At 67.8% G+C, this 12,958-nt stretch carries 12 protein-coding genes; 5 read left to right on the forward strand and 7 right to left on the reverse strand.

The features are described 5' to 3' along the window. The first annotated feature begins 284 nt into the window (after nucleotides 1-284). The gene (locus tag IE277_RS28190; RefSeq protein ID WP_189956527.1) at nucleotides 285-1,058 is read left to right on the forward strand and encodes a hypothetical protein; all 774 of its coding nucleotides are present in this window, start codon (nucleotides 285-287) and stop codon (nucleotides 1,056-1,058) included. A gap of 87 nt (nucleotides 1,059-1,145) precedes the next feature. On the opposite strand, the gene IE277_RS49275 is transcribed toward IE277_RS28190, so the two are convergent. From IE277_RS49275 to IE277_RS28205, 3 genes are all read right to left on the reverse strand, one after another. After that, nucleotides 1,146-1,595: a lipoyl domain-containing protein gene (locus tag IE277_RS49275; RefSeq protein WP_189956528.1), complete on the reverse strand. Its 450-nt coding sequence runs from the start codon at nucleotides 1,593-1,595 to the stop codon at nucleotides 1,146-1,148. Nucleotides 1,596-1,752: 157 nt separating this feature from the next. Beyond that, complete coding sequence (locus IE277_RS28200; protein WP_189956529.1) at nucleotides 1,753-2,802, reverse strand: MASE1 domain-containing protein; 1,050 nt, start codon at nucleotides 2,800-2,802, stop codon at nucleotides 1,753-1,755. 109 nt (nucleotides 2,803-2,911) lie between these two features. After that, on the reverse strand, nucleotides 2,912-4,189 hold the full coding sequence (locus IE277_RS28205; RefSeq protein ID WP_189956658.1) for a PP2C family protein-serine/threonine phosphatase: 1,278 nt from the start codon (nucleotides 4,187-4,189) through the stop codon (nucleotides 2,912-2,914). Nucleotides 4,190-4,561: 372 nt separating this feature from the next. On the opposite strand from IE277_RS28205, the gene IE277_RS28210 reads away from it, so the two are divergent. Continuing rightward, on the forward strand, nucleotides 4,562-5,098 hold the full coding sequence (locus IE277_RS28210; RefSeq protein ID WP_189956530.1) for a PadR family transcriptional regulator: 537 nt from the start codon (nucleotides 4,562-4,564) through the stop codon (nucleotides 5,096-5,098). Between the two features lie 34 nt (nucleotides 5,099-5,132). Here the strand turns inward: IE277_RS28210 and IE277_RS28215 are convergent, their stop codons facing one another. From IE277_RS28215 to IE277_RS28230, 4 genes are all read right to left on the reverse strand, one after another. Beyond that, nucleotides 5,133-6,137, reverse strand: coding sequence for a zinc-binding dehydrogenase (locus IE277_RS28215; protein WP_189956531.1), 1,005 nt, complete (start codon nucleotides 6,135-6,137; stop codon nucleotides 5,133-5,135). Nucleotides 6,138-6,251: 114 nt separating this feature from the next. Next, nucleotides 6,252-7,139, reverse strand: a complete 888-nt coding sequence (locus IE277_RS28220; RefSeq protein WP_189956532.1) for a carbohydrate ABC transporter permease — start codon at nucleotides 7,137-7,139, stop codon at nucleotides 6,252-6,254. After that, nucleotides 7,136-8,119 (reverse strand): carbohydrate ABC transporter permease, encoded by a 984-nt coding sequence (locus IE277_RS28225; protein ID WP_189956533.1) that lies wholly within the window; start codon nucleotides 8,117-8,119, stop codon nucleotides 7,136-7,138. The genes IE277_RS28220 and IE277_RS28225 overlap by 4 nt, the downstream gene beginning before the upstream one ends. Before the next feature lie 8 nt (nucleotides 8,120-8,127). Next, entirely contained in the window at nucleotides 8,128-9,441 is a 1,314-nt protein-coding gene (locus tag IE277_RS28230; RefSeq protein ID WP_189956534.1) for an ABC transporter substrate-binding protein, read from the reverse strand. A gap of 505 nt (nucleotides 9,442-9,946) precedes the next feature. Here IE277_RS28230 and IE277_RS28235 point away from each other — a divergent pair. From IE277_RS28235 to IE277_RS28245, 3 genes are read left to right on the forward strand one after another with little or no spacing between them, the layout of a single operon-like run. After that, complete coding sequence (locus IE277_RS28235; protein ID WP_189956535.1) at nucleotides 9,947-10,966, forward strand: sugar ABC transporter substrate-binding protein; 1,020 nt, start codon at nucleotides 9,947-9,949, stop codon at nucleotides 10,964-10,966. Further along, nucleotides 10,966-12,042 (forward strand): ABC transporter permease, encoded by a 1,077-nt coding sequence (locus IE277_RS28240; protein WP_189956536.1) that lies wholly within the window; start codon nucleotides 10,966-10,968, stop codon nucleotides 12,040-12,042. Before IE277_RS28235 ends, IE277_RS28240 begins: the two co-directional genes overlap by 1 nt. A gap of 4 nt (nucleotides 12,043-12,046) precedes the next feature. Then, the gene (locus IE277_RS28245; RefSeq protein ID WP_189956537.1) at nucleotides 12,047-12,958 is read left to right on the forward strand and encodes an ATP-binding cassette domain-containing protein; all 912 of its coding nucleotides are present in this window, start codon (nucleotides 12,047-12,049) and stop codon (nucleotides 12,956-12,958) included.

Consider the following 12,958-nt stretch of genomic DNA (forward strand, 5'->3'; position numbering starts at 1 on the left):
ACCCCGGCCGGCGCGTCGGGCCCTTGGCATGCCCGAAGACGCCACACGGCCCGAAAACATGCCCCCGGCCATCAACCCGGTTCAGCCAAACCCAACTGAAAGGCGGAGGCTAGCGGTAGTCGGCGACTTGCACCGCTGTAGAAAACGAACGGTTTCCATCATAAATTCACCCGTTCAGATCAGGCTTCATGGGCTCCCGGTGGCACGAAGTCATGTCGTGGCATATGCCAGAAGAAATGCCCAATTCCTGCGCAAGGTATGGGCAGGACACCCGAAGGAGGATCATGGCACCTCGGAATGGCCAACCCGTCGTTGGCCGACTAGGCAAGGCTCCCGCCAGGGTCGACAGGCGTACGCTCAACTTCGCGCAGTACCTCCATCCCACACTGCCGCCGGCCCCTACGGCGAAGAACTGGACCGACAAGGTCGTTGACTGGCAGATGCTGGGCAATGACCGATACGGCGACTGTGTGGAGGCCGCTGCGCTCCACATGGAGCAGAACTGGTCGGCCTACGAGGGGCCCGTGGAGTTCGAGCCCACCGAGAAAGAAGCGCTCGACGCCTACACCGCCCTCACCGGATTCCAGGCGGGGGATCCCTCGACGGACCGTGGCACCAACATGCTCGACGCCTTGAACTCCTGGCGCACGGACGGCATCGGGGGAAACCAGATCTTCGCCTTCGCCGCCTGTGAGCCGGGAAACACCGAACACCTGCGAAACACCATCGAACTGTTCGGCGCGGCGTACATCGGGCTGCAGATGCCCTACAGCGCTCAAGGGCAGTCCGTCTGGATGGTGCCCCCAGGGGGACCGGTAGGACCTGGCCAGCCCAACAGCTGGGGCGGCCACTGTGTACCGGTCGTCGGGTACACCCCCACGCAGCTGATCTGTGTCACCTGGGGGAAGCTCCAGCCGATGACCTGGCAGTTCTTCCGGACCTACTGCGACGAGGCATACGCGGTACTCAGTAAGCAGTGGGCTGACACCGACCGTCCCGACCCGGACGGCTTCACCCTCGACCTGCTGCGGCAGGACCTGGCGGCAATCCCCGGCTGACGCCGGTGGACTGTCCCGTGCTGGGAGCCAGGTCGGCTGGTGGGCGCCCTCACCTGTCGGGCACATGGGCCGACCTGGCGTAGAGGTTCAGCGCGTGCTTCGGGTCCGAGACGCGCTGCTTCCGCTGGATATCAGAGCGATCGTTGCTCCGACTTTCGCGGTCCGGTCCTCCTTGACCACGATCTTGGTGAGCTTTCCGGAAGCGGGCGAGTCGATGACCGCGTCCACCTTGTCAGTGGAGACTTCGAGCAATGGCTGACCAGCCTGCACGGATTCGCCCACCTTCGCCAACCATCTCGTGACGATAGCCTCTGTCACGGATTGTCCGAGGTTTGGCATGACGACTTTCGTAGTGTGCGACTTGGCGGATGGCGAGGGAGTCGGGCGGGATTCCCGCGTTTGTCCTTGAGGCGCCGACGTCGACGCCGACGCCTGCGTCAAGGAAGCAGAGGCGAGGCTCGGCGCGGCGGCAAGCGCTGCGATCAGGAATGACTTCCCGACGATGCGAGGAATACGACCCCGGGCGGTAACGCGCATGTCGACTCCTTCCGGTTCTCGGCAGATACATCCACTGGACGGAGCGTGGAAACCTGGTAAAGAGCGAAAGGCGGAAGAATAGAAGCGTATTGCACGCTGGTGATCGCGGACGTCCACCTTTGAGTATGCAGAGAAGAACCTCGGTATGCACCTCGGCTCAGGGGTGAGAGGACGACCTTTTCGCGTCCGTGGGACCGCCCTGTTCCTCTTCGTCCTCTTCATCCTGTCCGTCCTGCCCGTCGGGGAGCAGCGGGCGGTGGTCGCCGGTGGCGATCTTGGCCACCATCTCGGCGAGTTGCCGGCAGGCTCGCGCGATCTCCCGCTGGGTCTCGTTGCGCTCGCTGATGACGGCCGCGACCAGCAGCGCGGTCAGCGAGGCGGAGCCGTTGAACGCCTGCAGGGTGATCATGTTGGTGAGCAGGTCATGGCCGGCGAAGGGGCCCGCTCTCCGGGCGGCGGTGACGATCGCGAACGTGGACACGGCCAGCGCGCAGGGCGCGGCCCCGGCCAGCTGGAAGCGGAAGGCCGCCCAGATCAGCAGCGGGAAGCCGAGGAACATCAGCGGCACGCGACTGGTCTCGACGACACCGACACCGATGGTGGCCGCCACGAGCAGCAGCCCCTCCACCCACCGCAGGGCCGACACGCCCTTCGGCCGGCGTGCCGAGCTGAGGACGAGCAGGACCGGGGTGACCACGAGAACGCCCATCGCGTCGCCGGTCCACCACACCGACCACGTCGGCCAGAAGCCCTCGGTGTTCAGGACACCGGCGAGAAGCAGGGTTCCGCTGCCTGTCGTCGCGCTGATCAGCATCCCGGTGAACGCGCCGAGGAAGATCAGGGCGAGCGCGTCCCGCAGCCGGTCCAGCTCGTTGCGGAAGCCGATGCGGCGCAGCAGCGTGTAGGAGCAGACGGGCGCCAGGGTGTTGCCTGCCGTGATCGCGAGCACGGCCGGGAGTGACGGTCCCAGCCAGAGGTTGGTGAAGAACGCGCCGATCGCGATGCCGGGCCAGACCCGCGGGCCGCGCAGCAGCAGGCCCGCCAGCGCTATCCCGCTCGGCGGCCACAGCGGGGTGACCTGGCCGCGCACCAGCTGCTGGAGCAGTCCTGCCCTGGCCGAGCCGTAGTACAGCGCGGCGAGGGCACAGATCTCCGCGACGGCCGCCGCACGACTGCGGCCGGGCTGTACATGCCGCACGTCAGCCATGGGGCGACCTCCGGGTCGGCACCGTCCCCCAGGCCCATCATCCGCCGGTTGCCCCGGATCCTCCACGTCGCCGCTGACCGGCGAGGACGGCTCTGCGACGAGGGGGACCTCAGTCGGGCGGCATGCGCACGGCGAGGATGGCCATGTCGTCGTGCCCGTCGCTGGGGTGCTGGTCGGCCAGTGCCTGGACGAACGCGGGCAGGGGCAGGCCGGCGTGTTGCGCGGCGAGTGCGGCGAGTGTGCTCAGCCGCTCGTCGATGGTGTGCTCGGGATGCTCGATCAGCCCGTCCGTGAAGAAGACCACGGTGGCGTGCGGGGGCAGGGAGCGGGAGTGGTCCGGGCGGGGCTGTGCGGTGTCGACGCCGAGCGGCAGTCCGGGCTCGGCGAGCAGGTAGGTCACGTGGTGCTCATCGGTGAGCAGCAGGGGCGGGACGTGGCCCGCGGTGCTCCAGTGCAGTCGCCAGCCCGGTCCCTCCTGTTCGATACGGGCCAGCGTGGTGGTCGTGACGGGACTGTTCGTCATGGCCTCCAGGGCCCGGTCGAGCCGGGCGAGGACCGCGCCGGGCGGGTCGCTCTGGTCGAACAGCAGGGCGCGCAGCATGTTGCGGGTGGCGGCCATGGCCGCCGCGGCCCGCAGATCGTGGCCGACCACATCACCGATCACGACCGCCACCGCGTGGTCGGGCAGGGGGATGGCGTCGTACCAGTCGCCGCCGAGCTGACTGGGCTCGGCAGCCGGCCGGTAGATGGCGGCGGCGGTGAAGGGCCGCAGATCGGGCAGGGTGGGCAGCAGCAGCCGCTGGAACTGCTCGGCTCCGACCCGGATCCGTTCGAAGAGGCGGACGTTCTCGATCGCGATGCCGGCGGCGCCGGCCAGGGCGACGACGACGTTCTCGTCGTGCACGTCGAAGGGCCGGCCGTCCTCTCGCTCGGAGAGGTAGAGGTCACCGTAGATCTCCCCGCGCACACTGATGGCGACGCCGAGCAGGGTGTGCAGCCGGGGATGGCCGGGCGGGAAACCGGCGGAGGACGGATGGGCCGTGATGTCGTCGATCCGCAGGGGTTCGGGATAGTGGATCAGATGGCCGAGGACGCCCAGGCCGCGGGGCAGGCCGGACTCGGCCAGAGCGAGGCGTTCGTGCTCCGTCAGACCGGCCGTGATGAACTGCTCCAGGCGCCCCCTGGACGCGTCGAGCACGCCCAGTGCTCCGTAGCGGGCGCCGACCAGGTCCATCGCGGTGGTCACGATACGGTGCAGCACCGCGGGCAGCTCCACCTCACGGCTGATGGCCACCACCGCGTCCAGCAGCCCCTGCAGCCGGTCCATGGAGGACAGCAGGCCACGCAGCTGCTCGTCGATCCGGCCCAGCTCGGAGCGCAGGCGCATATGCAGGTCGGGGAGTTGTGGCTGCCTGGGCCGGCTCCACTGCCGCTCTCCCGCCATCACCGGCACCCGGCGGCCTGATGTCCGATCCCGGCCATCGATGGGTGTTCTCGCCGGTCACGACGGGTCCGCGGGCGCGGCCCCCGGAGCGAGAGGTGCATTGCGGCCTCCTTCCACGACCCCGATCACGTCAGGGCGGACGGTCATCGCCGCGTCGTCTCTGATTGTGGCACCCGGCGCCGCCGCCACCGCGGGCTCCGGAAAGCTGCGCGCCTCGATTCGAGAGATATCACCTCGGTTCGAGGCGCCTCGACCCGAGGCATCGCCGCGGTTATCGTGGGAAAGTCCACCGGACCAGCGCACTCGGGAGGCCTTGTGCTGACGCTCGCGATCCTGGGCTTTCTCGCCGAACGGCCCATGCACGCCTACGAGTTGAAGAAGCACATCGCCGGCCTGGCCGGTCATGTCCGCACGGTGAGCGACGGAGCGCTGTATCCGGCCGTGTCCCGGCTGGAGGGTTCCGGCTGGCTCACGCGTCACGAGGAGCCGGGTCAGGGCGTCGCACCCCGGCAGATGATCACGCTGACGGAGGCGGGGCGCGCGGAACTGCTGCGCCGGCTGCGCAGACCGAGCACGCAGGACATCACCGACCGCGCCAAGTTCGTCGTCGTCCTGTCGTTCCTGTCGCAGCTGCCCGACCCGCGGGAGCGGATCGCCGTACTGCGCCGGCGGTGGGACTTCCTGGCGGAGCCCGCGAGCTTCTTCTACGACGGCACGAGGCCGCTGCGGGCCGACGAGCTGAGCGACCCGTTCCGGCGGGGCGTCCTCACCGTGGCCCGCGCGACGAGGAACGCCGAGAAGGCCTGGCTGGAGGAGACCATCAGGGAACTCGAAGCCGGGACCGCCGGCTGACCGCGGCACGGCGCGGCCGGCTCAAGCGGCCTGCTCACGCGTCCTGCACATTGCTGCCCACCACCTTGCCGATCGCGCGGTTCTCCTCCATGTACCGGTGGGCGTCCGGGAGTTCGGCCAGCGGGAAGACCTGGTCGAGGGCAGGCCGGACGGAGCCGTCCGCGATCCGGTCGAGGATCTCCTGAAGCGCCTGCGCGGCCCACTCGCCGGTGTTGACGAGGCTGCTGGAGAAGGTGGTCAGGGCGGCGCCGGAGGGAATGTGCTCCAGCGGTTCGAAGGACGGGACGACCCATTCGTCCGACAGGCAGCCGGTGCAGCACACCCGCCCGCGCGGCGCGAGGGAGCGCAGGGAGTCCAGCAGGGCGGGGCCGCCGACGAGGTCCAGGATCCGGTCGGCGCCGTCGGACCACACCTCCTTCACCCGGTCGGGCAGCGCGCCGCCCTGGTCCAGCACGACGTGCTCGGCGCCGGCGGCGCGTACGGCCGCGGCCTTGGCGGGATCGCGGGTCGTGCCGGCCACCTCCAGCCCCAGGTCGCGCGCGAGATCGAGAGCGGCCATGCCGACGCCGGAGGTGGCCGCGCGGACGAGCAGGCGCTGTCCCGGGCGGGTCTCCAGGGCTTCCAGCGAGCCGTACGCGGTGAGATAGGCCTCGGGTACGGCGGCCACCAGCGGCCAGGGCAGACCGGTGCGGACCGGCATCAGCTGTGCGCTCGGGATCAGCGCGTACTCCGCGTAGGTGCCGTCGAAGAGGCGGCCCAGTCCGCCCATGGCGGCGGCGACGGCGGTGCCCTCCGGCAGCCGTGGATCGACTGATTCGGCCACCACGCCGACGCCTTCGATGCCGAGGATGCGGGGCAGCTCCACGCCGGGCGACCAGCCGCGCCGCGTGAACAGCTCCGAGCGGTTGAGCCCGAAGGCCGTGATCCGCACCAGGGTCCAGCCCGGCCGCGCCGAGGGCCGTGGCACCTCCCTCAGGCGCAGTACCTCCGGGCCGCCGGGCCGCTCGGTCACGACCGCCCGCATCGTGCGCTCCGCCATGGATGACGCCTCCCTCGTCCGCGGCCGCACGCCCGTGCGGGCCGTGCTCACCTTCAGGGTGCCACGAATCGAGGCACTCTAGGAGAGGTATGCCGCAGTGGAACTGCCCGTGGGTCAGCCCTTGTTGGCGCCGAGGGTCAGGCCGCTGACGAACTGGCGCTGGAGCGCGAAGTAGACGACCAGGGTCGGGATCGCGGTCAGCAGGGAGCCGGCGGCGACCAGGTTGGGGTCGGTGAAGTACTGCCCGGAGAGGTTGTTCAGGGCCGAGGTGATCGGCATGTTCTCGCCGGTCGAGATCAGGACGAGGGCCCAGAAGAAGTCGTTGTAGATCCAGATGGACAGCAGCGTCGCCAGGGCCGCCATCGCCGGCTTGCACAGCGGCAGGGTGATCTGCCAGTACAGCCGCCACACCGAGGCACCGTCGACCAGCGCGGCCTCCGTCAGCTCGTGCGGCAGCGAGCGCATGTAGTTGCTCAGCACGAACGCGCAGAACCCCGACTGGAACGCCACATGGATGAGGACCAGGCCGAGCGCGGAGTCGTACAGCTTGCCGCTGGCGGTGATGCCCGGCAGGTCCGTCAGCAGGTACAGCCGGTACAGCGGGGTGATGATGACCTGCTGCGGCAGCAGGTTGCCCGCCGTGAAGACCAGCAGCAGGGCGAGGTTGACCCGGAAGTCGAAGCGGGCCACGTAGAACGCCACACAGGACGACAGGAACAGGGTCAGCAGTACGGCCGGCACCGCGATGATCAGCGTGTTGCCGAAGTAGTGCAGCATGTCCGACTGCTGGAACGCGTTCGTGAAGTTCTCGAAGGTCAGCTTGGACGGCCAGGAGACGTAGCCCTTGGCGCTGGTCTCGCTGTACGGCCGTAGCGCGGAGAACACCGCCCACAGCAGCGGCGCCAGCCACGCCAGGGCGGTCCCCGCGAGGAAGACGTGCAGCAGGATCCGGGCGGGGCGGACCGGGGCGCGCTGCTTCAGCGGGAGAGTGGTGCTGCTCATGCGCGCCGCTCCTTCCGGAAGGTGGCGATCAGATAGGGGATGATCACCGCGAGGGAGATCACCAGCAGGACGACGGCGATGGCGGAGCCGTAGCCGATGCGGCTGGACTCGCCGATGATGTTGTTGGTGACCAGGATCGACAGCAACTCCGTGCCCTGGGCGCCCTTGTTGAAGACGAAGACCAGGTCGAAGGCGCGCAGCGCCTCGATGATGGTGACGACCAGGACGACCGTGTTGGTCGGGCGCAGGGTGGGGAAGATGACGCTCTTGAACGTCTGCCACTCATTGGCGCCGTCCAGCGCGGCGGCCTCCCTGAGCGAGGGGTCGACGCTCTTCAGACCGGCCAGGTACAGGATCATCATGTAGCCGGCGTGCCGCCAGGAAGCGGCGATGAGGACCGCCCACAGGTTGAGGTGCGGGTCGCCGATCCAGTCGATGTAGTGGCCGGGCTTGTTCGCGCCGATGATGCTGTTGATGAGGCCGGTGTCCGGGTTGTAGACCAGCTGCCAGACGAAGCCGATGCAGGCCATCGAGATGACGACCGGCAGGAAGAACGCGGTCTGGTAGACCCGGCTGAAGCGGATCCGCTTGTCCAACTGCACGGCCAGGAACAGGCCGAACGGCGTCGGGATCAGGATCAGCACCACGAACCAGATGACGTTGTGCTGGACGGCCGGCCAGAACTGCGGGTTGTCGTTGAAGAGTTGCTTGAAGTTGTCCAGCCCCACCCACTTGATCGAGTCGAACCCGATGCCGTCCCAGGTGGTGAAGGCGAGGAAGATCGAGGCGATGGCGGTGACCCAGACAAGGGCCACATGCAGGATCGTCGGCACGCCCGCCATCAGGGCGAGCGTGATGCGGTCGCGGCGGGTGAGCAGGCGCCGGTGGCTCTGCTGCGCGGCCCGCTTCTTCTTGGGCGTGCGCCTCGGAGGCGGCTCGGTGGCCGCCTCCGGGGTCTTCGTCGTCATGTCGGTCGTCATCGGGGCGCTCACTCGGACGCGAAGATCGTCTTCTTCTGGCGCTCGATGGACGCCAGCAGGCTGTCCACGCCCTTGGGGTTCTGCAGGAACTTCTGCAGGCCGGGCTGCATCACCGTGGAGGTGAAGTCGGGCCGGGAGTCACGGTCCATGAACTGGGTGAGGCTCTTGGCGCTGCCGATCATCTCGAACGCCTTCTTCTGCAGCGGCGAGTACGCGGAGGTGTCGGCCTTGCTGGAGGCGGCCACCACACTGGTGTCCGTCTTCAGGTACACCTCCTCGGCCGCCGGAGTGCCGAGGTACTCCAGCAGTTTCAGGACACCCGCGTGGTTCTTCGGGGCCTTGCTGACCATGAAGCCGTCGGTCGGCGCCTCGACCGTGTCCTGGCCGTACGCGGAGTTGAGCTCCGGGAAGGGGAAGAAGTCGAGGTCGTCCAGGTCGGCCTTGTTCGTGAACTGCTGCGCCACGAACGAGCCGAGGAGGTACATGCCGGCCTTCTTCGAAACCAGCGTCTGTGCGGCGTCCTCCCAGGTACGGCCCATGAAGCCGTCCTGGTGGTAGGGCAGGATCTCGGCCCAGTGGTCGAAGACGGCCTTCACCTTGGCGTCGGTCCAGGACGCCTTGCCCGCCATCAGCTGCACATGGAAGTCGTAGCCGTTGAGGCGGAAGTTGATCTGGTCGAAGGTGCCCATCGCCGGCCAGGCGTCCTTGTCGCCGAAGGCGAGCGGGACCAGGCCGTCCTTCTGCATCTGCTTGCACAGGGCGACGAAGTCGTCCCAGCTCGCGGGGATCTTGTAGCCGTGCTGCTGGAAGACGCTCTTGCGGTAGAAGATCGCCCAGGGGTACGTCGTCAACGGTACGAAGTAGTACTTGCCGTCCTCGCCCTTGCTGAGCTTCTTCATCGCGTCCGGGAAATTGCCGCCGATCTTCTGCCACACGTCGTCGATCGGTGTGGCCAGCTTCTTCGCGGCGAAGAACTGCATGCGGTATCCGGCGAACCAGTTGAACACGTCGTCCGGCGTGCCCTGCAGATAGGAGTTGATCTGTTCCTGGAAGGTGTTGTGATCCTTCGTGTTCACATCGACCGAGAGCCCGGACTGCTTCTTGAAGTCCGCGTACACCGCTTCGAAGGCCTTCTTCGGCACGGCGTCTGAGGCGTTGGAGCCGAGCGTGACGGTCTTCGGGTCGGAGGAGGAACCGCTGCCTCCGCAGGCGGACAGCAGGGGTATGCCGGCACCGGCGAGCAGGGCGGCACCGCCCGCACCGCGCAGCAGTGAACGACGGCTGGGACCCGGGACGGAAACACCGGAGGGGGAGAGGCGCATGGCGGCTCCTGAGGAATACAGGGCTCGGTCAAGGGGATGAGTCGATCACCGAAAGGTCGTCGAAACCGCTCAGAAACCAACTCGACCGAACATCGTGGGCGTAATAACAGCCCCAAGTCCGCGCATGCGTCAATAGGTCGGTCTCCACTGGACGGTCTCTTGCCCGAAACGTAATCGTCATCGTTACCTGCGAGTTCGCCGCGGCGCGCAGCCGGCGGCCCCATGGCGCGGGCGGCGGCGGGGGCTGTGTGAACACGGGCGATTCCGTTTCCGCCCCTGACCAGCGACCCGGTGCCGTTCGCGGTGCGGTGCGGTGTACTGGGCTCATGCTTCACGCGGAGGTCCAGGAGGGCGGAGGTGCCCATAGTTTGTACTGACATTCGAACCTGCTTGTGAAATGATGTCTTAACAAAGTATTGACAGCGGGCTCGCCAAGGACTTGTATCCCGTCCCAACGCAACAGCGTCCCTTCCCCCCGTCCCACGCACAGTGAGGTGCAGGAAAGATGGACCGCTCTTCTCCCTCCCGCTCCCGGAGACTGGCTCCGGTCGTGGCTGTCACCGCCGCGGCCGCCCTGACGCTGGCGGGCTGCGCCAGCGCCCATGGCGGCAAGAAGGCCGAGGAGGCGGCCCAGAACGCCTCGGTGGGCAAGGCCGATACCCCACGGATGACCGTCGCGCTGGTCACGCACCAGGCACCCGGTGACACCTTCTGGGACACCGTCCGCAAGGGCGCCGAGGCCGCCGCGGCCAAGGACAACGTCAAACTCGTCTACTCCGCCGACCCGAACGCGGGGAACCAGGCGAACCTGGTGCAGAACGCGATCGACCAGAAGGTCGACGGCATCGCGGTCACCCTGGCCAAGCCGGACGCGATGAAGGCCGTCATAGGCAAGGCACAGCAGGCCGGCATCCCCGTCGTGGGCCTGAACTCGGGGCTGAGTGACTGGAAGCAGCTAGGCCTGCTGGAGTTCTTCGGACAGGACGAGAGCGTCGCGGGCGAGGCGTTCGGCGACAAGCTGAACACCACCGGCGCCAAGAAGATCGTCTGTGTGATCCAGGAGCAGGGCAATGTGGGCCTCACCCAGCGCTGCGACGGAGTGAAGAAGACGTTCAAGGGCACCACTGAGACGCTGTATGTGAACGGCACGGACATGCCGTCCGTGCGGTCGACGATCACGGCGAAGCTCAAGCAGGACAGCGCCATCGACACCGTCGTCACCCTCGGCGCCCCCTACGCCCTCACCGCCGTGCAGTCAGTGGATGACGGGGGCAGCAAGGCCAAGGTGGCCACCTTCGACCTGAACAAGGACCTGGTGAAGGCGGTCCAGAACGGCAGCATCGAGTTCGCGGTCGATCAGCAGCCCTATCTGCAGGGCTATCTGGCGGTCGACGGACTGTGGCTCTACAAGAACAACGGCAACTACAGCGGTGGCGGAGTGCAGCCGGTGCTGACCGGCCCGGCCTTCGTCGACAAGTCCAATGTCGACAAGGTCGCCGAGTACGCCGCGAAGGGGACCCGGTGATGAGCATGGCGCAGCAGGCCGATCCGGCCCTGGGCAGGCCGCCGGCGTCCGGTCCCAGGGAGAGCGACGGCCGGACCGCCCGCCGCCCGCTGGCGTTGCGGTTGCTCGCCCGCCCGGAGGTGGGTGTCTTCCTCGGCGCGGCCGCCGTGCTGGTCTTCTTCCTGATCGTGGCGCCCTCGGTACGTCAGGGCAGTTCGATGGCCACGATCCTTTACCAGTCCTCGACGATCGGGATCATGGCGCTGCCCGTGGCGCTGCTGATGATCGGCGGAGAGTTCGATCTGTCCTCCGGCGTCGCCGTGATCTCCTCGGCGCTGACCGCGAGCATGCTCAGCTACCAGCTGACCCTGAACGTGTGGACCGGCGTGATCGTCGCCCTGGCCGTCTCGCTCGCCATCGGCTTCTTCAACGGCTGGATGGTGGTCAAGACCGGCCTGCCCAGCTTCCTGATCACCCTCGGCACCTTCCTGATCCTGCAGGGCGTGAACCTGGCCGTGACCAAATGGGTCACCGGCAACGTCGCCACCGACGACATCAGCGACATGGACGGCTTCGCCCAGGCGAAGAAGATCTTCGCGTCCTCGTTCCACGTGGGCGGGGTGGAGGTGAAGATCACGATCGTGTGGTGGCTGGTCTTCGCGGCCCTGGCCACCTGGGTGCTGCTGCGCACCAAGTACGGCAACTGGATCTTCGCCGTCGGCGGGAACAAGGATTCGGCGCGGGCGGTGGGTGTGCCGGTGACGTTCACCAAGATCTCGCTGTTCATGCTGGTCGGCCTGGGTGCCTGGTTCGTCGGCATGCACAACCTGTTCTCCTTCAACACCGTGCAGTCCGGTGAGGGCGTCAGCAACGAGCTGATCTACATCGCGGCGGCCGTGATCGGCGGCTGTCTGCTCACCGGCGGCTACGGCTCCGCGATCGGCCCGGTCTTCGGGGCGTTCATGTTCGGCATGGTCAACCAGGGCATCGTCTACGCCGGCTGGAACCCGGACTGGTTCAAGGCCTTCCTCGGCGTGATGCTGCTCGGCGCCGTCCTGATCAATCTGTGGGTCCAGCGCACGGCGACCCGGAGGTAGCACGATGACCGACAAGGCAACCACCACACACGGCGCCGTCCTCGCCGACACCCCTGCCGCCGGGCAGGGCCCGCTGGTCGAGCTGCGCGGCGCGGGTAAGTCCTACGGCAACATCCGCGCCCTGCACGGCGTCGACCTGACGGTGCACGCCGGACAGGTGACCTGTGTGCTCGGCGACAACGGCGCCGGCAAGTCCACCCTGATCAAAATCGTCTCCGGGCTGCACCAGCACACCGAGGGAGAGTTCCTCGTCGACGGCGGCCCGGTGCGGTTCGCCAGCCCCCGCGAGGCCCTGGACCGCGGTATCGCCACCGTCTACCAGGACCTGGCCACCGTGCCGCTGATGCCGGTGTGGCGGAACTTCTTCCTCGGCTCCGAGATGACCAAGGGCCCCTGGCCCGTCCGCCGCCTGGACATCGCCCGCATGAAACAGACCGCGGACCAAGAACTGCGGAACATGGGCATCGTCCTGGACGACCTGGAACAGCCCATCGGCACCCTCTCCGGCGGCCAGCGCCAGTGCGTGGCCATCGCCCGCGCCGTCTACTTCGGCGCCCGCGTCCTCATCCTCGACGAGCCCACCGCCGCCCTCGGCGTCAAACAGTCCGGCGTGGTCCTGAAGTACATCGCCGCCGCCCGCGACCGCGGCCTGGGCGTCATCTTCATCACCCACAACCCCCACCACGCCTATATGGTCGGCGACCACTTCAGCGTCCTGCGCCTGGGCACCCTCGAACTCTCCGCCGCCCGCAGCGAGGTCAGCCTGGAAGAACTGACCAACCACATGGCCGGCGGCGCCGAACTCGCCGCCCTCAAACACGAACTGGCCCAGGTACGCGGCGTCGACACCGAGGAACTCCCCGAAGAGAGCGATCTCACCGCACCCGTCGCGCACTCCCCGGAAGGAACCCCCTGA

The sequence above is a fragment of the Streptomyces alanosinicus genome, from assembly GCF_014650595.1.
In the GTDB taxonomy this organism is placed as follows: Bacteria; Actinomycetota; Actinomycetes; order Streptomycetales; family Streptomycetaceae; genus Streptomyces; species Streptomyces alanosinicus.